The sequence below is a fragment of the Siminovitchia sediminis genome, assembly GCF_042680885.1.
Taxonomy (GTDB): Bacteria; Bacillota; Bacilli; order Bacillales; family Bacillaceae_C; genus Siminovitchia; species Siminovitchia sediminis.
In genome coordinates this window covers 1-21249 of record NZ_JBHUEO010000005.1, presented here as the reverse complement: position 1 = coordinate 21249, position 21249 = coordinate 1, and the positions used below count along the sequence as shown (strand labels likewise).

Below are 21249 nucleotides of genomic sequence, written 5' to 3'. Positions count from 1 at the left end.
TTGATTATTAGTGAATCAAATAGTTCATAAACATGGTGGCCAGGCCGAAGTAAATCAAGATCGAAGTCAGGTCGTTCATCGTTGTAATAAAAGGACCTGAAGCAACTGCCGGATCAATCTTTAGCTTATGCATAAGAATGGGAACCAGGGTACCAGCCAATGTAGCAACAAATAATGAAGCTAAAATGGAGAACCCGACAAGGAAGCCGAGGAACAACTCACCTTTCCATAAATAGACAACAACAACGACCAGCACTCCGCAGATAGAGCCTGTAATCAATCCTGTTCCGCCTTCTCTAAGGACCATTTTCCACTTGCTCTCTTCTGACAGTTCTCCTGTTGCAATCCCCCTGACAGCTACGGCCAGTGCCTGTGTCCCAGTATTCCCTGCCATTCCGGCAATCAATGGAATAAACACTGCTAATATAGATACCTGGTTTAGCGTATCTTCAAACCTCCCGATTAAACTGGCGGTAAACATCCCCAAAAATAACAAGATAATCAGCCAAGGGAGACGTTTTTTTGCAGCAGATAAGGGGTTCTTGTCGAGTGTGTCAACATCCATTACAGCTGCCAGCTTGGAATAGTCATCTGATGCCTCTTCATCAATGACATCAATAATGTCATCAACTGTAATGATTCCCAGCAAGTGATTTTGAAAATCAACAACCGGAAGGGCCAGCAGATCATAATCACGCATCTGCTTGGCCGCTTCCTCCTGGTCGGCATCCACAGTAATGGAGACCACCCTCGAAGACATAACCTCTGAAATCATCGTATCATCGTTGCTGATGATGAGGTCACGGAGTGATATTACCCCAACCAGTCTTCTGTCATCATCAATGACAAACACGTAGTAGATCGTTTCAGCGGTTGGAGCTTCATTTTTCAAAATATGCATGGCGGAGCGGACGGTCTGGTTTGCTGAAATGGCAATATATTCCGTTGTCATGATACTTCCGGCCGTTGATTCTTCATAGTGGAGCAGGTCTTTGATCTCCTGCGCACTTTCCTTGTTCATAATGGTCAAATAGCTTGTGGCCTGTAGTTTATCAAGCGTATTTAACACGTCAACAGCGTTATCCGTATACATGAAAGAGAGCATATCCGCAGCATACTGCGGCTCCATTTCTGCCAATATATCTTTATTTTCATCATCTTCCAAATCCAGCACTTCATAAAAATCGGCCACTTCTTTTGGAGATAAATATTGATAAATTTTCAGCCGATCCTCATGATCCGCTTTATAGTAAAATTTTGCCTGATCATAAGGGTGCAAATTCAAAAACTCTTCTCGAAATTCCATAATATTTTCTTGATGCAATGCTTCCAGCAATAGTTCTTCATTTAACTGTTCTTGTTCTTCTTGGTTGATTTCAAGCACTTGGACTTGCCTCCTCTCCGCTCGTTCTTTCCTGAATAAAGTCCTTTACCCCTGTCGCCCGATATTTGCATGTTCATTGGGCGATTCATACAATAATAATAGCAAAGATCAATTATACAGAGAAATGGTAAAATGTATTCCAACAGAAATGGGTGGATGAAGTTGAAAATAGATGTGATCGGCGATATTCATGGATGCTTTTCTCAATTAAAAAGCCTTACACAAAAGCTCGGTTATTCTTGGGAAAAAGGCATACCTCTGCACCCGAAAGGAAGAGTTTTGGGATTTGTCGGCGATTTGACGGACAGAGGCCCCGACTCCCTGAAAGTCATCAAAACCGTTTGGGAATTGTGGAAACACCATGGGGCCTATTATTCCCCCGGAAATCACTGCAATAAACTGTATAGATATTTTCTGGGGCGAAATGTTCAAATTACCCACGGACTTGAAACAACTGTAGCCGAATTAAACAATCTTTCACATAAAGAAGAAAACCATTATAAAAGAATGTTTATGGAATTATATGAAGGTTCTCCGCTATATCATATCCTTGATGACCGCTGTCTGGTCATTGCACACGCCGGTATAAAAGCAGAATACATAGGAAAGAAAAATAAAAGTGTAAAAACCTTTGTACTATATGGGGATATTACCGGAGAAACACTCCCGGACGGAAGGCCGGTCAGAAGGGATTGGGCAAAAAAATATACTGGAAGTGCATATATTGTATATGGACATACGCCTGTGGCAGAACCTCGGATCATAGGCCGGACGATCAATATTGATACAGGATGCGTATTTGGCGGGAAATTGACTGCATTAAGATATCCGGAGAGAGAAACAGTGTCCGTCCCCTCCACGATGCCTTATGTACCGGAAAAATTCAGTTCATTTCCTTAATAACGGAATGAAAAAGTTACTTTATCGCACAGCAAACATCATTTTCAGTGTCCATTTTTCTGACGGTGGAATACATGAAATGGGTGGAGTCCCGAAATTAGGTGCGGCTGTCCTCGGGAGAACATTGCAGGCTGTTTGCGCTCACATGGAAATTTTACAGTATCACCATATGCGATCCATAGGACCAGCTGCGGTTTTTATTATTTTACTTCAATGCCTCCGGCCAGCCCGGGAGTTTGATCAACTGTTCTGAATGTATGCGGCCGTTTTAAACCTTGCAGGGCACGAGCAGCGGGCTTGAACATTTCTTGGCGACCGTTTTTGCAGCTTATGGCACCTATACGGGCAACTTGATCGATTCTGGACGGCCTTTACAAACTATTCCCTGGATAACAGTTCGGCTGACATCATCTATCACTTGCCGTCTTACAAAGTTTTATTACCATCACCACAGAGCTTTTATATAATGAACTTCATCATCTGCGGTCAGTCCTTTTATCTCATTCGTTCTCACTGGACTGCCCGCAAGCCAATAAAAGATCATGTGTTTAATCTGACAAGCTGCTGTATATCTTCTGGCAGCGGAGCCTGAAAAAACATCTTTTCTTTTTTAAAAGGATGCATAAACGAAAGTTCACTACAGTGCAGGGCTTGGCGGCATATTTTACTTAAAGGTCCTCCATATAATTCATCTCCCAGCAAAGGGTGGCCGATATGAGCCAAGTGCACTCTAATTTGGTGGGTCCTTCCTGTCTGTAAAACCAGTCTCAGAAAAGCTTCCTCTTTCATTTGTTTCTTCACTTCAAAAATGGTTACGGCCTTTTTTCCATCATCTCTTACTTCTCTTTCAATCATACTTGTTGGCTTTCGGCCTATCGGCTTATCAATCATGCCTTTTTTACTGCTAAAAACCCCCGTTGCAACGGCTTCATACGCTCTAAATATTTTCCCCTCCTGCTGCAGAAGGCCAAATAAATGATGGGCATGACGATGTTTTGCCACCAGGAGCAGGCCTGAAGTATTCCGGTCAAGCCTTGTTACAATATGAATGGCAGGCTCAAGTGCTTCCTTCTGTTCGTAATAATACGCCAATGCGTTGGCTATGCTTCCTGCGGGGTGTTCCCTTGAAGGAATAGTGCTCATGAATGGCGGTTTATTAATTATTAAAAGATCTCTGTCTTCATAGATTATATCCAGAGGGATCCGCTCTTTGGCCAGATTGGGATTCACCGGTTCAATAGGAAATGCAACGACCAGTTTGTCTCCTTCTTTTAATACATAACGGACATTTCTCTCCTTACTGTTCACTAAAATGGACCCGCCGGCAAATTTTATATCCGACAAAGCCCTTCTTGAAATGTGTTCCTCGCCCAAAAATGTCTTAATTTCTTTTCCTGCATCATTATTGGAGATTACCCACTCCAGTGTAAACCGTGACATCTTTCTCCCTACTCTTCATCCGAAATAAATGAATCATGGACTCTTTTCCAAAATGGAAACGGCCGGAAACGTGCAAATCGTACAACTTCGTCTGCAACCCGGAACTGGATGGATTTCACATCACGATGCATCACATTAATATGATCAATGGTCACATGAAAATCATGCACATATACCGGTTTTAGCGTAAGGGTATGATGAGCAGGCAAAATGAGCGGAGAACCAATCGTTCGGAACACCTTATTGTTGATAGAAGCCATCTCAGCAAGTTGAATGGCATGGATGGCGGGATGAATAATCGCTCCTCCCAAAGCTTTGTTATAAGCCGTACTTCCGGATGGCGTGGACACACAGAGACCGTCTCCCCTAAAGCGTTCAAAATGTTCTCCTCTAATTTCCACATCCATTACAAACGTACCGACAGTGCTCTTAACAGTTGACTCATTCATACCGAGATATTTCGATTCTTTTCCGCCGTTTCTGTAGCGGATGGTTACTTCAAGCAATGGGTATTCAACAACCTGGTATGGTGTTTTTGCAATGGCAATTACCAGTTTTTCAATTTCATCGGGCAGCCAGTCGGCATAAAATCCCAAATGGCCCGTATGTACCCCGACAAAAGCGACTTTATCCAACCTTGAGCTGTAGCGGTGAAATGCATACAAAATCGTGCCATCACCACCAACAGAAATAACAATATCAGGTTCTTCCTCATCGTAAATCAATTCAAAATCCTGCAAATAGGTAATGATTCTCTGCATTAACGCATTGGAAGTCGAATCTCCTTTAGAAAGCACTGAAAACCTCATCCTGTGCACCCTTTCTGTCAGCCATATTAAGTTCCCATCTGTTCATTCACTGGTTTCTCTGTTTTTCTTAAAATAAACTTGAGCTTCTTGAATTTCATCTTTAATCTCAGACATTTGTTCATCCAGATGAAAGGCTGCTTCTGCAGCTGCCTGCAATCTTTTTTTAATTTCATCAGGTATTTGTCCGTGATACTTGTAGTTGAGAGAATGTTCAATGGTGGCCCAAAAATTCATAGCAAGCGTCCGGATTTGAATTTCTGCCAGAATTTTCTTTTCACCATCCACCATCTGTACGGGATATTCTATAACCACATGATAGGAGCGGTAGCCGCTCGGCTTTTTATGATGAATGTAGTTCCGCTCTTCTACGATACGAAAATCATTTCTATTTCTAAGAAGCTGAACGACAGTCTGGATATCATCCACAAACTGGCACATAATTCTGAGTCCGGCAATATCTTGAATTTCCCTCTCTAATTTATCCATCGAAATATTTTTCAAATTTGCTTTTACTAAGATGCTTGCTACTGGTTTCACCCGGCCAGTTACAAATTCAATAGGCGAGTGAAATCGCTGATTGGCAAATTGGCCTCTCAATCCTTTCAACTTCACTTTTAATTCTTCCACAGCCTGTTTATATGGTGCTAAAAATTGATCCCAATGATCCAAAACGTCATTCACCTCTATGATCTTGCTTGAGCTCAGGCTCTTATACGAACCCATTTTAGCATAAAAGTAAGCAGACATACATTGAACAAAGTACTCAAAAAAGCGATAATAAACTTATGGCGTTAGAAAGGAAGAACAAAATTGAGCAGAAATATTGAAGTAGAATTTAAAAATATGGTTAATAAAGAGGATTTCGACGTCCTTTTACAATACTTTCAGGTTAGAAAAAATGATTTTATTACTCAAAAAAACTACTATTTTGATACAAAAAACCTCTCACTTGGGATGCAGCAAGCTGCGCTGAGGATCAGAGAAAAAGAAGGCAGCTGCGAGCTTACATTAAAGAAAGCAGCCCCTGTAGGAAACCTGGAAATTAATCAGTCCATCTCCCCCCAAGAAGCCTCTTCCATGCTGGCAGGAAAGGGAGTGCCACAAGGTGAGGTCAGGGAAGAATTAACTTTGATGCAGACATCCTTTACCTCGATCGAATATCAGGGGATGCTTCAAACGGAACGATCCCAGGCCCGCTATAAAAATGGATGGCTGATGTTCGACCATAATACTTATTTACATAAGGAAGATTTTGAAATTGAGTATGAAGTCGATGAATCAAATGCCTTTCAGGGAGAAAAAGATTTTTATGAACTTTTATATAAACTTAACATTCCCAGGAAGGAATCCGATAATAAAATTAAGAGGTTTTTTCATGCAAAAAGGGAGGGATCTGTATGAATACATTAGGCCATATTAAAACTTTGCTTGAATTGCAGTCTCTTCAAAGCTTTTCCAGCCGGCCCGCAAACCCCGGAATGGTATCGGGCACTCCACCGTTTGCATCCTTGCTTCAGGAGCTGATTACAGCCAACCATTTGGGGACGATGAAAGAAGCGGCAGATCAGCTCAATACACTCGGATTGGTTTTTCAGAATACGTTCCAACAGCCTGCAGAAAAAACAGTTCCCATAAAAAAAACCAATAACGCGGCCCCATTACATCAACATGGATCCTTGGAACAAATTATTCAGCGTGCTGCGGATACATACAACCTCCCCGCAAAATTAATAAAGTCTGTCATTCGCCATGAATCAAACTTTGACCCTAAAGTAGTCAGTAAAGCGGGGGCCTCCGGTTTAATGCAGCTCATGCCTGCCACAGCACGCGGTTTGGGTGTCACAGATATTATGGATCCGGAACAAAATGTCATGGGAGGAAGCAAATACTTGCGCAGCATGCTTGATAAGTATCATGGCAACCTCAAGTTGGCTCTTGCAGCCTATAATGCAGGGCCCGGCAATGTTGACAAATATGGTGGCATTCCTCCTTTTAAAGAAACTCAAAATTATGTCAGAAGAGTAACGGATACGTTTAACAGCTAACCAATGAAAAATGCAACTTACCATTGAAATAAAGCTTTATTGCAAGGACTGTCCAGGAAGCATCTATCTGCTTTGGGGGCAGTCTTTTTTGAAACAATCGCTGTAATGCGATTTGGTTGTGTTATTTTATAGGCGTTGATACAATGTACTTACTATTTTAGAAAAAGGAGCGATTCATATGGTTGAAAAGAGATTGACGCCGTATGACGCAATTGGAGAAGAAAAGCTATCCTCCCTTGTGGATGCCTTTTATAAACGGGTTGGCAATCATCCCGACTTAATTCCTATATTTCCTGATGACTTATCAGAAGTAGCCAGAAAGCAAAAACAGTTTCTCACTCAATTCTTGGGGGGACCTCCTTTATATACACAAGAACATGGACATCCTATGATGCGGGCACGGCATTTACCCCATGAAATTACTCCACTTCGAGCTAAAGCTTGGTTAAGCTGCATGAGTGATGCCATGGATGAAGTTGAACTTGAACCCTCTTTTCGGGATTTTTTTTATTCCAGGCTTGCCATGACAGCCAACCATATGATCAACACACCTGATGAAAATACGCAGGGTGACGCACTGTGATGGAATGGAAAGAGCAGAAATTGCTTAAATCCAGTAATATTCGGAATAAACCGCTTGAAATCTATGTTTTTATAGATCCATTTTGCGAAGAATGCTGGCTGCTCATGCCTATAATAAAGAAACTGGAACTTCAATACGGTGAATATTTCACGTTGAAACATGTGCTTTGCGGGGATCTTACTGTATTGAACAGCGGCAAAAAGTATAAACGCCAGAAAGCTGCCGGAAAACTTCCGGAGCCCGGCGAAGTTGTACCCCATTTAGCTGCGATCAGCATCAAAGCTGCCGAACTGCAGGGAAAAAAAGCCGGGAACCGCTTCTTACACAGATTGCAGGAAATGCTGTTTGCTGAACAGGCAAATATAACGGATATTAATACGTTAGAAGAATGCGCCTATAGAGCAGGACTGGACATCAAAGAATTTATCCGGGACATCTATTCATCAAGTGCTGCGAGAGCTTTCCAATGCGATATCAGAATTTCATCTGAAATGGATGTAACGGAAATGCCGGCCATGGTATTTTTCAACGAACATATTGAGGATGAAGGATTGAAAATTACTGGCCTTTATTCATATTCCATCTATGTTCAAATTTTAAAGGAAATGCTGGATGGTATTGCTCATCCGATCAAAATTCCTCCATTGGAAAAATATCTTTCCGGTCAAACCATTGTTTCAACTCATGAGCTGTCTATTATATATGACGTCTCATACCAGCAAATGGAAAGGAAATTGAAGAAACTTCAACTTCAGCAAAAGGTGGAAAAAGTTCAGACAGTCAATGGTTCATTTTGGAGATGCGGCTCATTTTAGTAAAGAAAGGTTCCCTGCCTTTCTTTTTTTTGTTCATAAAAAAGGGGCTCCTGCATAACCATCTAAAGCAGGCATATGAAAAGGAGGGTAAAGCAGCATGCGGAAAATCCTGATGATCTTCATCATCCTTTTTTTCATCTTTAGCTTTTATATAAATATGCTTGGACTCATGCAGTTAATCCCCATTTATATTACAGCCCCTTTGTTATTCCTATCCATACTCATTTTCATTTCTCTTTTGAATAGCCGGAATAAGTTCAGAGGATTTCATTAGGCGTACGGATGCATTTGCGGCAGCACTCGGGCTGCAATTTTTTATTTGGAGTACGGGCGGAAAGCCTTCAAGCTTCTGGATTGGGGACTTTGGGCTTTGCGGGATCCTTACGGTAAAATAGCCTCCTTGTCAAAATTTTAAGGTGTTCGTAGGTAAATCCCTCCGAACTGGATGTTCTTTCAAAGCTCAGGAGTGTTTCGTAAAGAAACCAACCGAAGATGACGTGGTTTCGAAAACTCGGGGGCATTTTTGAGAGAAACCTTACGCAACACGAGGGCATCTCAGCAACTCGGGGGCCCCCTATCGAACAGAATGGCATACCGGAACCCCTGGAGTTTTTAGGAGAATCCGGCAAAAGCTTAGAAACGGAAGGTAGCCCTCCCTCCCTTTTTTCATAAGGCCTTACGGAAAAACAAAAGCCGGCCACGTTAGCCGGCTCTTTCACTATTTTTACATTTCATTTAAAAGCTTTTCCATTTCATCCAGCTTTTCTTCAAATACTCGGCAGGCTGCTTCGATGGGAGCAGCGGATGTCATATCAACCCCTGCTTTTTTCAATACCTCAATCGGATAATCTGAGCTACCTGCCTGCAGGAACTGCAGATACCGTTTTACAGCTTCTTCCCCTTCATTAAGGATTTGCTGGCTTAAAGCAGTAGCGGCACTGAAACCTGTTGCGTATTGGTATACATAATAATTGTAATAAAAATGAGGAATTCTGGACCATTCCAGTCCGATCTCTTCATCGATATGAAGGTGTTCTTCTCCGAAATATTTCCTGTTCAGCTCGTAATATTGCCGTGTAAGGAGATCTGGTGTCAACGCCTCACCGTTTTGCGCTTTTTGATGAATGAGGTGTTCAAATTCGGCAAACATTGTCTGCCTGAATACGGTCCCGCGAAATCCTTCTAAATCGTGATTAATCAAATACATCCGTTTCAGCTTATCATCGGTTGTTTTCTGCAAATAATCTCCCAATAAAGCTTCATTGCAGGTAGAAGCAACTTCTGCAACAAAGATGGAATAATTTCCATAGGGGTAAGGCTGATATTTACGGGTATAGTAGCTGTGTACACTGTGCCCAAATTCATGTGCCAATGTAAATAAATTATTTACATTGTCCTGCCAGTTCATCAAAATATACGGATTGGTTCCGTATGCACCTGAAGAATAGGCTCCGCTCCGTTTGCCTTTGTTCTCCACAACATCAACCCAGCGGTTGTCAAAACCTTCTTTCAGAATTTTGATATATTCATCACCGAGCGGCTTTAAACCTTCCAACAGGATTTCCTTCGCTTCTTCATACTTGATTTCCATATCTACATCTTTTACAAGCGGAACATACAGATCATACATATGCAGTTCATCCAGCTGAAGAACTTTCTTCCTCAAACCGACATACCGCTGAAGAAGGTGCAGGTTATGATTAATGGTGGAAACCAGGTTGTCATAGACACTCTCCGGAATATTATTCCCTGATAAAGCCGCATGCCTGGCTGATTTATAATTTCTTGCCTTCGCATAGAAATTATCCTTTTTAATCGTTCCGCTTAACGTGCTGGCAAATGTATTGGCAAATTTCCCATATGTATCATATACATTTTTAAACGCTTCTTCCCGTACACGGCGGTCCTGACTTTCCAAAAACCGAATATAATTTCCATGTGACAGCTGTACGTCGTTCCCCTCTTCATCTTTTATCACCGGAAACACAAGATCCGCATTATTTAACATGCCAAATGTATTGCTGGATGAACGAAGAACTTCAGAAGCCTCGGCAAGCAATGCCTCTTGTTCTGCACTTAACACATGTCCGCGCTGCCGGTTAATTTCATCCAATGCGTGCTCGTAAAGCTGTAAATCCACGTTCTCTTCCAAAAAGCCTTTCAGCTTGCTTTCGTCCATTGCCAGAATTTCTGGAACAATATAAGAAAAAACACTTCCAAACTGTGAATACAGCGATTCAGCACGTGCATTTAACCCTTGGTAATGCGAATTGGCCGTATCCTGGTCATAACGCATATGTGCATATGTATAAAGTTTACCCAATCGTTCAGAAAGCTGAGATTGAAATTGTAAAGCGTTATATAATGTTTCTGCACTTTCATGAAGCGTGCCCTTATATTTTTCACCCTCGGGAATGGCCTTCTGAATGGAACTGTATTCCTGTTCCCACTCTTCATCAGTCTGAAAAATATCTTCCAGCCTCCACGTCAGTTCTTCTTTCACCTCAGATCGGCCGGGAAGAGTTTTTACATTTGAATCCTGGCTCATTTCGCATCCTCCATTCGTTGTCATGATCCCATTTGCATATATCTTACATATTCTATTACTGAATAGAAAATCCTGCCAGACATTTGTCCTGAATTTTCGCTAATGCCGTAAATAGATCTGCTTCCATGCGACCTGTTTGATCCACATGGGATGGCCACGGAAAAGGCGCTGAACTTCTATATAAGTCTTTCCCTGCTTGTTGAAAATAAAACAGTTGTTCAAGTAATTGAAAATAGTGAGCAATTGCTTTTTTCCACTGATCTCTTTCATGCATGGGAAGGATTCTTAGAGACAGTTCTCCTTTTTTTATTCTAGTTTGAAGCTTATAAGTAATATACTTGAGTGAAATATTTTTGTTTAAGTTTATTTGTTTTAGACAATCAGCCCATATAAAAAACTGCCATTCAACCGGATGGGAAATAAAACTTTCCATATAAAAAACAGGAATACCGATAACGGGTGACAACAGGAAGGGATTTTTCTTATTTGTATACACTGCCTCCAGGAAGGGGTCTCTTGCCAAGTTTCCATAACGAACCTTTTGCTGCATCCAATTCCGTTTTTCAGCAAGCCAGTTTTTCAATGGAATATCAGAGCTGTCTCTGAAGTGGCAGAAAGGGAAGTCAACTTGAGAGATGGGCCATTGCCTTAATCGGCCAAATACTTTCCTTGGGGTGTAAGGGGTTACGCGGGTTAATAAAGAAAAAATTTCATGATCAGGCTCATATCCTGCCAGGAGGATATTTTGATCATATTTGACAGATAAAGACCAGTAATATTCATTCCATTCGAAAGTTTGGTTGTTCCTTTTTTTATGATAAGGCATTCCCCCTAGGATCCAGACAGGAGTGATTCCTGCTGAAAGATAACGGGAAGTTCGCTTTGCCACTGATTTTACCGGAATAGGCGTACATTGAAACTCAATGGCGTACGTACGGTCCTCTGTTCGGACAAGCAAATCCGGACGCTGCTTAATCTCCGGCAAATAATGCTCCAGTAATACAGGCAGCTGATGAGATTTGCACCATTCATAAAGATCCTGCTTTCCTTTCAGGTGCTTGCGGCTCTCAGGTTCAGTAGAGACATACGTACATGGGGAAAATCGCCGGTGGGAAAAATGAGGAATTCTTACGTGGCCTGCTTTTAAGATAAGCGGCTCCTCGCAAATGGGGCAAAAAAATGTTTCTTTTTCTCTAGACTGAAGAATTTGCTCACGGGCAGCGCCAATCAGAGTAACTAATTCACCTTCTTTTGTATATGCAGTTAACAAAACACCACTCCTTTCTAATGTACTATATTCTTCATCATCGCTGTTTGTCCTCCTTAAACTCTCTTGTATCAGTGAATAGGCCAGCATTAAAACCCTCCCAGTTAAAATGCTACCGGGAGGGCTTTCTCCTTTGCTCTATACTTTCACGCTGAAATTCCAATAAGCTGATTGTATGTCCTTTACTTTATTTACAAATTCGCGCTGAATATCATATAATTCTTCAATTGGAAGATCTTTAAACCCTTCCGCAAATGGGTCTTCCACATCTGTTCGGTGTCCGCACATTTCTTCAACGATGGCCAAAGAACAGAAAGGAACGTACGCAGTACTGTATCCTCCCTCGTGACAAGCTACAATTTTCCCATCACAAAGTTCATCCGCCAAGTCCACCATAAAGCGGGCCATTTGTCTGAAACCGTCCGCATTTATCATCATACGTGCAAGAGGATCAAACATTCCGGGGTCCTGACCTGCAGAAATTATGATTAATTCTGGCTTGAATTGCTCTGCTACGGGTTGTACAATCTCCCTCATCGCATACATATAGCCGGCATTCCCAGTCCCGGCCGGAAGCGGAATATTTACATTTTTCCCTGTTCCCTTTCCTTTCCCTACATCTTCTGCCCTTCCGCGTCCGGCTGGATATAATCTCTCTTGATGGAGAGAAATAAACAAAACGTTTGGATCATCATAAAAAGCAGATTCTGTTCCATTCCCATGATGTACATCCCAGTCCAATATCATGACCTTTTGAATCCCCAATTCTTTACGGGCATACTTAGCTGCAATGGCCACATTGTTAAACAGACAGAATCCCATCCCTAAATCAGCCTCTGCGTGGTGGCCCGGTGGCCTTGTTAAGGCATAAGCATTATCCACTTCCCCTTTGACAACCGATTCAACAGCTGTGATGGCTCCTCCTGCTGACAGAAGAGCAATCTCGTAGGATTCCTTTCCTACAATTGCCAGCTCACCTGCATCTCCAAATCCGGCATCGCTTAATTCTTTGACTCTATGGATGTATTCTTCAGTATGATAATATTTAATCTCTTCTACTGTAGCAGAACGGGGAGCTATTTGAATTAATTGTTTCATGAGACCGCTGCGTTCAAGCAAGTTTTTAAACCTTCTTTTAGTAGCGGGATTTTCTCCATGGATATCACTCTCAATATATCCGCCTGGCGGCATAAATAAAGCACCATTTCCAGTATTATGCCAAAAATAACTTTCATCGCAAATAAATCCGGTTTTTTTCTCCAAATTGATCCCCTCCAAATCCATTAGTCATCTTTTATTAAAAGGTATAATTTCCACGTTTACTATTACCCAAAAGTATTATTTTTTGTAATTTTTACAATAGTTTAATAGAATTGAAACTACTATAAAAGTGAAGGAGCTGGCGGTAAGTATGATCCTAACGATTGCTGAATACGAGCAGATGCTACAATTTTCAGCTCAAATTGCAAAGCCTGCATGCAGCATTCGTACAGCCATTCTGGAAAACCTTTCTGTATATTTTGGTTATGATGAAGCAATCTTTTGGCATGTCGACAGATCTGGTCATTTACAGGATCCTGAAGCTTATCTTCTATGTGAACAAGCCCTTTTTGATTATCAGGAGAAATATTATCAATACGACTTTTTGCACCCCCAAAAAAACTTTGACCTTTATCAAAGGAAAAAAGCTATTCGATTAGCGGATATAATTGATACTGAATTATATTTACAGTCCCCCTACTATCAATTTATGGACTCTTATGGATATTTCGATGAGTTGGTACTGGCATTAACCTATAAAGGTACGATGATTGGTATAATTAGAATTCCACAAAAAATAGGCAAAAGACCCTTTTCTAAAAAGGATTGCCTGCGCCTTCAGTATTTGTCCGATATCATCACCTCTTGTTTACTTCATCAGTTAAGACTGGATCATATCTATCCTCTTCTGTCAAAACGCGAAGCCGAAGTGGCCAAATTAGTAAAAGAGGGATACACAAATCAAGGGATTGCCGATCGGCTATTCATATCTGCCAATACAGTTAAAAAGCATCTGCAAAATATTTATCAAAAATATAATGTCCGAAACAGAACCCAACTTGTACAACTGCTGTGACTTTTAAATCACATTCCAGGAACCAGAAAACAGAGCGAGGAACCCTCTCCCCGATCTTGTAATATGACCATTTTGTTTTTGCTCATCCAATAATGCTGATTGCACGCTTGGACCCACGCAATTCCTATGGCAGCGGTAGACAAAAATATGTTCTGTCAGCGGGGGCTGCCTTTATTATTAATGGAAAAAAATGTACTGGAATAGATCCTTCCTTAAGGTATAAAGTCTGGTACATTCGTAGTATACTCCTCATAAAATACTTCAGTTCCACCAGCAGCTGCAATTAAAGCACCGGCACCCTGTAAGATGTCTCCTGTTATGGCGAGTCTCTGTCCATCAATGATTATTTCAATATTGTCTTTTGCAACTTCTTTAGGTACTCCCAGCGCCTCTAGAACTTGCCCGGCTGCCTGTATCCACGTTCCTGTCAGCAACGTTTTTTCTCCTAAGGATTCAGCAGGGTTGTCACTTATTGAATAAAGCTGAGAAAGTAAATTTGCTTCACTACCTGACCCACCACCTGAAGCCAACCCACTGCTTTCAACTTCCTTTTTAAGTTTTGTCTTCGGATTTCTACATCTTGATTGAATTGATCTGCGGGCTTTGCTTTTCGCTTTTCATTTTTCACACTCCACTACTCGATTGGGTTCATCCTATAGCTATCCAGGACACAAACCAGCTGTACAGGGTGGACCACCCGAGCATGGCCGGTGCTATATGCAGCATCGTATACACCAGTGCTTTATGTACAGGGCTTACCAGGGCATTTTGTCGATCGGAACTGGATTTTACACAAAATCATACCTATATCGTTTGACAAACCCACTGAAACATAAAAAAACCGATTCCATAAGAAATCGGTTTTTTTAAGCGAAGTATTCACTTAATGTGTGGAACACGTCCTGGTCAATAATTGTTTTCCCATACTCCTCCAGACGGTGAATGGTCAAAGAGGATTCATGGCCGTATTCCAGAAGAATGCTTAATACATCTTCCATTTGGTCTTCGTCTGAAAAATCATCCATGAATTTCACGTATAAATAATATTTGTTTTCATACGAGAAAAGCTTCGTGTGGATCTCATCCAGGCCCTGCCTTTTAGAAAGATCAAGGATATCTTCAAAATCATTAAACAACAAGACAAATTCAAGCAAGTCATCTTCTTGTCTTTCATCATGGTTAAACTGAAGATGATTGTCAAGAAATTCCTCAATTCTTTCATCTATTGGAAGATCTTTCAGCCTTTCGTCAGGGATCGGCAATTCAAACCTTTGTCCATCTTTGGACAATTGCGCTTTAGTGACCAACACTTCCAGGCCTTTGTCAAGTGCCTGAACTTGAATCCACAGCGGACCTTCCGGCACAAATTCTTCTTCATGATGAATTTCGTCCATCATTTCCCAAAAGAGCTCTTCACTTTTTTCGCGGCTGTACCAAATTTCTTCACGGTCAAAGCCTCTTTCTTCTATATCGACATACGAAATGTAAAATTTTACTGTATTTTCGTTAATACGCTCGATCTCCACAAAACAACTCTCCCTTCTTTTGTAGGGTGGCGTGTTGAAGGGATAATTATCCCGGCAAGGTGCAAAGTATAAATGATTATTTTTCTTCCCCTTGTACTCCTTATTTTATGATAAACCGCGCAAAAAGGGAAACATTATTTATCCCCATTTCATAAACCATCATATGCCTATCAACAATGTTGCGCCTATCGTAACTAATATATGCAGTAAAATCAAGGGATTTTTCAAAAAATTCAACTGAACACCGTTAAAATAGCTAAGCCGGCTAAATGCCATTTGATCTTTAAACCATAAATGGTCTTTTTTGTATTTAGCAAAAAAACCTCCATACATCTGATCCAGAGCATGAAGGTTTTTAAAGGCATCAATTTAATTGACCATCTTTTGAGCTTCGCGAAGCTGATACGTTCTGACTTTCCGCGGTAAGAAACGTCTGATTTCATCCTCATTATAACCTACCTGCAGACGTTTTTCATCGAGAATAATCGGCCGGCGAAGCAGTCCCGGATTCTTCTGAATAATATCAAACAGTTGCTGAAGCGGAAGGGAGTCCAAATCGATATTCAGCTTTTGGAATACTTTTGAACGCGTTGAAATTATTTCGTCTGTTCCGTCCTCCGTCATCCTTAAAATTTCTTTAATTTCTTCTAGGGTTAATGGCTCGGAAAAGATGTTGCGTTCTTTGTATGGTATATTCTGTTCTTCCAGCCATGTTCTAGCTTTTCTGCATGATGTGCAGCTTGGTGAAGTGTATAATGTGACCATATAATGAAACACTCCCATTTTATATTTAAATTCTGTAAAGAACTTTGTGAATACATATATAAAAAAATAGTTATTTAAAATGATTATTATTAAACACTTTCTATTATGTATTATACACTATTTTCGGCTGATTGAATAGTTATTTTTGGAATTTTTACGATCTGTATTCCTCCTTTCAAAGGAACTGTTACAATAGATCTTCTGCTATATTTTACCCTTTTAAAGAGGGTTAAAACACCCTCCTTACATTTTTTCTATTTCTTACTGTATCCAGTCAAAACATTTCCATGCATAAACGCATCTTATTCTTTGTCCGGCGTATAGTCTACTCCTTTGGAGTATGTGTTTCCGGCGTTCCAAAGCAAATACTCGTGTATGCCCGAGTCATGGAGTGCTTTGATTTGTGCTTCTACTTCAGCTTTTCCATATACCTGGTAGTTACCGCTCCCCAAGTAAGAGGCAGTGAAATCCTGAAGCCAAGGCCTGGAAATAGGCGGATCTTTTAATTCAGCCAGCTTCTTGTTTTCCACTTTCGCATATTCGCGGACAAGCTTATAAGGTTCCAAATCCGGTTTTTCAATACCAAAGTAGCCAGTCCAGTGGCTTGGATAGATCATGGAGGATATGACATCTACGTTCTCCGAGATTTTGCTGAAGTTTTGTCCGATCCCGGGAGCTTCGGGAAGCGTAGCCGTATAACCAAATATGTCGACAGATACTTTGACTCCGTAAGGTTTTAATTTTTCGCGTGCATAGGCAACAAAGTCAGTCACAGCATGTACCCTTTTTTGTACATTATCCTCTTCCAAATCTTTATACTCGCCCATTCCGTATTCCAATTGATCGTCACGATTTTCAAATCCTTCAGGAAACCGTACATAATCAAATTGAATTTCTTGGAAACCCAGCTTCGCTGCTTCTATGGCTATATTTACGTTGTAATCCCATACTTCCTTTAAAAATGGATTGACGAAAGATTCTCCTCGCCCATTGGCCCACACTTTACCGTCATCCTTAAAAGAAAGCTCCGGTTCTTCTTTTGCAAGAATGGAATCTTTGAAAACTACTACTCTAGCAATAGGATAAACTTGTTTCTCTTCCATTTTTTCAAGCAAGGCCCTGGGATCCTGAATGTAACTTTTCCCAATTTCTGCAAAGGAAGAATCCTGTTTACCTTTAAACGTCACGTTACCCCAGTCATCTTTCACATCGATGACCATGGCATTTAAATCTGTTGAATCAACCAAGTCCATCAGTTCATCAAACCTGCTTCCTCCAGCTGAATGTCCGGTTACATAAATTCCTCTAACCGCATCTGGGTACTCGAAATTCAGGCCTGAATCGTATACAAAACGAGGCGAGTCTACGGGCAATGGTTTCAAAGCCATTGCACTTTCTCTTGCAGAATGAGAGTGGACGGAAAGGTTTTCCTCAGCCAATACCGGATGGGCGGTTAATGACATTATCCCCATCACCCCGGCAACGGCCAATAATTTTCTAAAAGTCAAAACTAGTTCTCTCCTTTTGTAAAAAGCCCTTATGCTCCGTACGTTAATTCATACCTATTTTAGCAATATTTGCTTGATAAAGAAACGATTGTTTTTACTGCCCGTTTATACCAAAAGCCCGGGAAACACTGCAGTTGCTTGATTGTCAAGCGTTTAACCTTTATAATGATGTCATAGATTAAGCAGTATAGTTCAGTATTTTTACATATTTCACCAAAAAATTACTTCGGCGGTCCAAACTTTAACCATTCGTCACAGGTTTGCCCGGGACGAATGGTTTTTTCCACCTGAAGGTTTTATGGAACGTTGGACCGTTGGGGCTTGGCCGCGATGACCAAACATTTATAGGTGCTTTGTAAAGCTCGACAAAAGCTTTGCGCCCAATACTGTAGGAGGATTCATCATATGGAAACAATTTTTTCTGGTATTCAGCCCAGTGGTGTGATTACACTGGGAAACTATGTAGGAGCCATCAAACAATTTATTGAGTTACAGGAGGATTATGACTGCTATTTTTGCGTTGTTGACCAGCATGCCATCACAGTCCCGCAGGACCGGCTGGAACTCCGCAAAAATATAAAGGGCCTGGCCGCGTTATATGTAGCTGCAGGTCTGGACCCAAAGAAAGCCACTCTATTTATCCAATCTGAAGTCCCGGCACATGCCCAGGCCAGTTGGATGCTTCAATGTATCGCTTATATCGGAGAACTTGAAAGGATGACACAGTTTAAGGATAAATCCCAGGGGAAAGAAGCTGTTTCTGCAGGACTGTTAACGTATCCGCCTTTAATGGCCGCAGATATTCTTTTATATGATACAGATATGGTTCCCGTTGGCGAAGACCAGAAACAGCACTTGGAACTTACCCGGGACCTTGCAGAAAGATTTAATCGAAAATACAATGATATTTTTACCATTCCGGAAGCCAGAATCCCTAAAGTCGGTGCCAGAATTATGTCTCTGCAGGAACCGACGAAAAAAATGAGTAAATCTGATTCCAATCAAAAGGCATTTATCACCTTGCTTGACACACCTAAGCAAATTGAGAAGAAGATAAAAAGCGCAGTTACAGACTCTGAGGGTATCATCAAGTTTAACCGGGATCAAAAGCCTGGTGTCTCTAATCTTCTCTCGATTTATTCCATCCTCGGGGGCAAGTCCATTGAGGAGCTTGAAAAGGAATATGATGGAAAAGGATACGGAGATTTCAAGGCAGATTTGGCAGAAGTCGTTGTAAAAGCTTTGAGTCCCATTCAGGAAAGATATTACCAGTTGGTTGATTCCAAAGAGCTCGATGACATTTTGGATGAAGGTGCCGAAAAAGCAAGTAAAAAAGCCAATCGGATGCTCAAAAAAATGGAAAATGCCATGGGACTTGGCAGAAAAAGATCATAATATTTGTGAAGGTCAATCTAAAAAAAATTCCCCTTTTGAAAAGGGGAATTTTTAATTGACCTTTGAATCATACTCCATTTCCCAGAGTTTTTCAAAAAACGGCTGGCCTTTTACCATATTCTCACATATTAATTGATGTTTTTCCGACCAGCCATATTTTATTTCTTCATATAAATGGTTCCAAACGCTGTCAAAGTCCATCATTTGGATATCCGAATACAAATGAGGAGCCCATTCTGTATACCAATACCTGATTTCTGCCGTATTTTTCGAGTGAAAAAGCTGGTCCAGCGCCATAAAAAGAAGTTGCTTTAAATGGCGTTCTCTTCTTGTCAAGCCTCGCATTAAGACTGGGTCAGGTGATAAAATGTGATATTCTTTTTTCCTGTTTTCCTGATTGAATATATACTTTACCTGTTCATTTCCCTCAATCATCTCAAAAACAAGCTGCTCCTGGCGGGGAATAAGCCTGCTTTTTCTAAGCGGTATCGAATATCCCATCGTATCCACTGCCATGATCCCTTGTCCATCTGTAACGACGAAACAATATTCCAATGCGATCCGTTCATGGTTTTTTCGTAAATAAGCCTTTTTGCAAATGTCATTTAACAATTCTTGGGGGAGATCTGTCATATCGTTTTCAATCATATCAAATAACTGATGCTCGATGTACAAAAGTGGTACCTGATCAAGAAGCTCAATCACATCTTCTCCTCTTCTCCACTCATGAAAATGACAAACGTTGTATCCATTTTCTTCCCCTTCAAACCAGTTGACCCATACATCATGAAGATATAGCATCCTTAACCCCTCACTTCATAACTATTTGTTTTTCAGTATGGGCAGGCTGGAGTTAATTTATTCCTGTAAATCCATCATCGGGAAGGAGGATCGTCTCCGGAGTGAAAACCATAGATGGAAAACCAGATAATGATGAGACCGGCAGGAAATAAGTAGCATTCAGGACGCCTGCCTATAAACATCAAATATTGCGAGTAACTATACCCCATTGGCAAGAGGTTTAAGTAGGCGATGATATTGATCCCGCCAACCATTGCCAGTCCAAATCCAATTAAATAAACGGCGGCTCTAAACAGCATGGCGTTCCCCCGGTTAACAAATACTCACTTCTTTTCAGGCTTGTCTACTATAAATATATTCAAGAGGGGTCGTCTCATGACAGAAAGAAAGCAGGGACCCGTTTGATTGGATGCCTGCCAGGTTTAATCGAGAAAAGCATTGCTTTCTAAAAGAAATTTTTCAGAGGGAAGTTCAAAAGAATTCAGTACAGTTAAGGGTTTATAGCCTTTAACAATTTCAGAACCTATTGCATATCCCGTCATAGCAGGCAGGCCTCTTTTTCCGCCAAATAACAAATCATCATGCAGCGGATGATCTTTTTTGACATACAGGTGCTTTTCAAAAAACCTTTTCCAATAAAACTGCAGCTGGTCCCGACTAAAAGAGTCCATCCATTCCGCGTTATAACTTTTGCCGCAATACTTCCTTACTGCCTGTTCTGCCAGCCCTTCAAAAACGAGAGAATCCAGCAAATGATACTCTTTCGGATCCTTTTGAAAACGGTTCATCCTTACTGCATGATGGTATTCGTGAACAACAAGCGATTCCCATAACTTTACGTCCTTGACCGGAGAAAGAAATAAAAAGATACTATCCGGAAATGTCAGCCCTGAGCGTCCTTTAAAATCTGTTATAAATGGATGAATCGGTTCAACAGGAAAAATATAAAGTTTCACATCCGGCCCTTGCCACAGAACCCGATAGTGATCATAAAAGGATTGAATATGGTCCCATGCCTTTTGCTCTTTTAGTGACAGGAAAAGTTCATACGTTTTTCTTGATGGCCTATACATCCCAAACTTTCTGGCATATTGGTAAAAATGAGCAGGATTTTTCGCGTTTGGATAAGATTTTTCACATAACTCCAATGGCCTGTCAAAACTTTCTTTCAACCATTCATCTGTAGAAATAACTCCCATATTTCCACCCCCCTCTCCTATCGCGTATTGTCAAAACTTTTATATTAAATAGGCTATAGAATGTCTTTATAGCGGGCTTTATAAGCAAAAAAATTGCCACCCCCTGAATTCTAAGGATAATTGAAGTTACTACACACCCAAAAACCTA

At 41.0% G+C, this 21249-nt stretch carries 21 protein-coding genes; 7 read left to right on the top strand and 14 right to left on the bottom strand.

The window, feature by feature from the left end:
- Positions 1-7: 7 nt before the first annotated feature.
- Entirely contained in the window at positions 8-1384 is a 1377-nt protein-coding gene (gene mgtE / locus ACFSCZ_RS02660) for a magnesium transporter (RefSeq protein WP_380772199.1), read from the bottom strand.
- Between the two features lie 162 nt (positions 1385-1546).
- Between mgtE and prpE the strand changes: the two genes are divergently transcribed.
- Complete coding sequence (gene prpE, locus ACFSCZ_RS02655; RefSeq protein ID WP_380772198.1) at positions 1547-2284, top strand: bis(5'-nucleosyl)-tetraphosphatase PrpE; 738 nt, start codon at positions 1547-1549, stop codon at positions 2282-2284.
- Positions 2285-2824: 540 nt separating this feature from the next.
- Here the strand turns inward: prpE and ACFSCZ_RS02650 are convergent.
- Genes ACFSCZ_RS02650 through yjbM form a run of 3 tightly spaced genes read right to left on the bottom strand, consistent with a single transcriptional unit; the run spans position 2825 to position 5202 of the window.
- Positions 2825-3724: an RluA family pseudouridine synthase gene (locus tag ACFSCZ_RS02650; RefSeq protein WP_380772197.1), complete on the bottom strand. Its 900-nt coding sequence runs from the start codon at positions 3722-3724 to the stop codon at positions 2825-2827.
- A gap of 8 nt (positions 3725-3732) precedes the next feature.
- Complete coding sequence (locus ACFSCZ_RS02645) at positions 3733-4533, bottom strand: NAD kinase (protein WP_380772196.1); 801 nt, start codon at positions 4531-4533, stop codon at positions 3733-3735.
- 42 nt (positions 4534-4575) lie between these two features.
- A complete protein-coding gene (yjbM, locus tag ACFSCZ_RS02640) occupies positions 4576-5202 on the bottom strand; it encodes a GTP diphosphokinase (RefSeq protein WP_380772195.1) in 627 nt (208 codons plus the stop codon).
- A 141-nt stretch (positions 5203-5343) separates the two neighbouring features.
- Between yjbM and ACFSCZ_RS02635 the strand changes: the two genes are divergently transcribed.
- The 4 genes from ACFSCZ_RS02635 (at position 5344) to ACFSCZ_RS02620 (ending at position 7976) form a co-directional block, all read left to right on the top strand.
- On the top strand, positions 5344-5934 hold the full coding sequence (locus tag ACFSCZ_RS02635; protein ID WP_380772194.1) for a CYTH domain-containing protein: 591 nt from the start codon (positions 5344-5346) through the stop codon (positions 5932-5934).
- Positions 5931-6578 carry a lytic transglycosylase domain-containing protein gene (locus ACFSCZ_RS02630; protein WP_380772193.1) on the top strand — a complete coding sequence of 216 codons (648 nt, stop codon included), beginning with the start codon at positions 5931-5933 and terminating at the stop codon, positions 6576-6578. Before ACFSCZ_RS02635 ends, ACFSCZ_RS02630 begins: the two co-directional genes overlap by 4 nt.
- Before the next feature lie 178 nt (positions 6579-6756).
- Entirely contained in the window at positions 6757-7161 is a 405-nt protein-coding gene (locus tag ACFSCZ_RS02625; RefSeq protein WP_380772192.1) for a globin domain-containing protein, read from the top strand.
- The gene (locus ACFSCZ_RS02620; RefSeq protein WP_380772485.1) at positions 7161-7976 is read left to right on the top strand and encodes a ClpXP adapter SpxH family protein; all 816 of its coding nucleotides are present in this window, start codon (positions 7161-7163) and stop codon (positions 7974-7976) included. Before ACFSCZ_RS02625 ends, ACFSCZ_RS02620 begins: the two co-directional genes overlap by 1 nt.
- 724 nt (positions 7977-8700) lie before the next feature.
- Here ACFSCZ_RS02620 and pepF read toward each other — a convergent pair.
- From pepF to ACFSCZ_RS02605, 3 genes are read right to left on the bottom strand one after another with little or no spacing between them, the layout of a single operon-like run.
- The gene (pepF, locus tag ACFSCZ_RS02615) at positions 8701-10524 is read right to left on the bottom strand and encodes an oligoendopeptidase F (protein WP_380772191.1); all 1824 of its coding nucleotides are present in this window, start codon (positions 10522-10524) and stop codon (positions 8701-8703) included.
- Positions 10525-10579: 55 nt separating this feature from the next.
- A complete protein-coding gene (locus ACFSCZ_RS02610; RefSeq protein ID WP_380772190.1) occupies positions 10580-11881 on the bottom strand; it encodes a competence protein CoiA in 1302 nt (433 codons plus the stop codon).
- Positions 11882-11929: 48 nt separating this feature from the next.
- Entirely contained in the window at positions 11930-13054 is a 1125-nt protein-coding gene (locus ACFSCZ_RS02605; protein WP_380772189.1) for a class II histone deacetylase, read from the bottom strand.
- Positions 13055-13202: 148 nt separating this feature from the next.
- Here ACFSCZ_RS02605 and ACFSCZ_RS02600 point away from each other — a divergent pair, with 148 nt between their 5' ends.
- A complete protein-coding gene (locus ACFSCZ_RS02600) occupies positions 13203-13907 on the top strand; it encodes a helix-turn-helix domain-containing protein (protein WP_380772188.1) in 705 nt (234 codons plus the stop codon).
- A 212-nt stretch (positions 13908-14119) separates the two neighbouring features.
- Here the strand turns inward: ACFSCZ_RS02600 and ACFSCZ_RS02595 are convergent, their stop codons facing one another.
- The 4 genes from ACFSCZ_RS02595 to ACFSCZ_RS02580 form a co-directional block, all read right to left on the bottom strand.
- Positions 14120-14341 carry a hypothetical protein gene (locus ACFSCZ_RS02595; protein WP_380772187.1) on the bottom strand — a complete coding sequence of 74 codons (222 nt, stop codon included), beginning with the start codon at positions 14339-14341 and terminating at the stop codon, positions 14120-14122.
- Positions 14342-14773: 432 nt separating this feature from the next.
- A complete protein-coding gene (gene mecA, locus ACFSCZ_RS02590) occupies positions 14774-15433 on the bottom strand; it encodes an adaptor protein MecA (RefSeq protein ID WP_380772186.1) in 660 nt (219 codons plus the stop codon).
- 369 nt (positions 15434-15802) lie between these two features.
- The gene (gene spxA / locus ACFSCZ_RS02585) at positions 15803-16198 is read right to left on the bottom strand and encodes a transcriptional regulator SpxA (protein WP_380772185.1); all 396 of its coding nucleotides are present in this window, start codon (positions 16196-16198) and stop codon (positions 15803-15805) included.
- Between the two features lie 302 nt (positions 16199-16500).
- Positions 16501-17670 (bottom strand): putative glycoside hydrolase, encoded by a 1170-nt coding sequence (locus ACFSCZ_RS02580; RefSeq protein ID WP_380772484.1) that lies wholly within the window; start codon positions 17668-17670, stop codon positions 16501-16503.
- Positions 17671-18111: 441 nt separating this feature from the next.
- On the opposite strand from ACFSCZ_RS02580, the gene trpS reads away from it, so the two are divergent.
- On the top strand, positions 18112-19101 hold the full coding sequence (gene trpS, locus ACFSCZ_RS02575) for a tryptophan--tRNA ligase (RefSeq protein WP_380772184.1): 990 nt from the start codon (positions 18112-18114) through the stop codon (positions 19099-19101).
- Positions 19102-19152: 51 nt separating this feature from the next.
- On the opposite strand, the gene ACFSCZ_RS02570 is transcribed toward trpS, so the two are convergent.
- The 3 genes from ACFSCZ_RS02570 to ACFSCZ_RS02560 all read right to left on the bottom strand — a co-directional run bounded on the left by ACFSCZ_RS02570 (position 19153) and on the right by ACFSCZ_RS02560 (position 21101).
- Entirely contained in the window at positions 19153-19902 is a 750-nt protein-coding gene (locus ACFSCZ_RS02570) for a YjbA family protein (RefSeq protein ID WP_380772183.1), read from the bottom strand.
- Between the two features lie 74 nt (positions 19903-19976).
- Positions 19977-20201 (bottom strand): YuzI family membrane protein, encoded by a 225-nt coding sequence (locus tag ACFSCZ_RS02565; protein ID WP_380772182.1) that lies wholly within the window; start codon positions 20199-20201, stop codon positions 19977-19979.
- Positions 20202-20324: 123 nt separating this feature from the next.
- Positions 20325-21101, bottom strand: coding sequence for a DUF2268 domain-containing putative Zn-dependent protease (locus ACFSCZ_RS02560; RefSeq protein ID WP_380772181.1), 777 nt, complete (start codon positions 21099-21101; stop codon positions 20325-20327).
- Positions 21102-21249: the final 148 nt, after the last annotated feature.

Bases quoted from the DNA above. Each gene is read 5' to 3' on its own strand.
- ACFSCZ_RS02630 (WP_380772193.1), top strand. From the start codon at position 5,931: ATGAATACATTAGGCCATATTAAAACTTTGCTTGAATTGCAGTCTCTT.
- ACFSCZ_RS02560 (WP_380772181.1), bottom strand. From the start codon at position 21,101: ATGGGAGTTATTTCTACAGATGAATGGTTGAAAGAAAGTTTTGACAGG.
- ACFSCZ_RS02650 (WP_380772197.1), bottom strand. From the start codon at position 3,724: ATGTCACGGTTTACACTGGAGTGGGTAATCTCCAATAATGATGCAGGA.
- ACFSCZ_RS02620 (WP_380772485.1), top strand. From the start codon at position 7,161: ATGGAATGGAAAGAGCAGAAATTGCTTAAATCCAGTAATATTCGGAAT.
- ACFSCZ_RS02610 (WP_380772190.1), bottom strand. From the start codon at position 11,881: ATGCTGGCCTATTCACTGATACAAGAGAGTTTAAGGAGGACAAACAGC.
- ACFSCZ_RS02645 (WP_380772196.1), bottom strand. From the start codon at position 4,533: ATGAGGTTTTCAGTGCTTTCTAAAGGAGATTCGACTTCCAATGCGTTA.
- trpS (WP_380772184.1), top strand. From the start codon at position 18,112: ATGGAAACAATTTTTTCTGGTATTCAGCCCAGTGGTGTGATTACACTG.
- ACFSCZ_RS02600 (WP_380772188.1), top strand. From the start codon at position 13,203: ATGATCCTAACGATTGCTGAATACGAGCAGATGCTACAATTTTCAGCT.
- ACFSCZ_RS02565 (WP_380772182.1), bottom strand. From the start codon at position 20,201: ATGCTGTTTAGAGCCGCCGTTTATTTAATTGGATTTGGACTGGCAATG.
- ACFSCZ_RS02570 (WP_380772183.1), bottom strand. From the start codon at position 19,902: ATGCTATATCTTCATGATGTATGGGTCAACTGGTTTGAAGGGGAAGAA.
- ACFSCZ_RS02580 (WP_380772484.1), bottom strand. From the start codon at position 17,670: ATGGGGATAATGTCATTAACCGCCCATCCGGTATTGGCTGAGGAAAAC.
- ACFSCZ_RS02625 (WP_380772192.1), top strand. From the start codon at position 6,757: ATGGTTGAAAAGAGATTGACGCCGTATGACGCAATTGGAGAAGAAAAG.
- spxA (WP_380772185.1), bottom strand. From the start codon at position 16,198: ATGGTCACATTATACACTTCACCAAGCTGCACATCATGCAGAAAAGCT.
- pepF (WP_380772191.1), bottom strand. From the start codon at position 10,524: ATGAGCCAGGATTCAAATGTAAAAACTCTTCCCGGCCGATCTGAGGTG.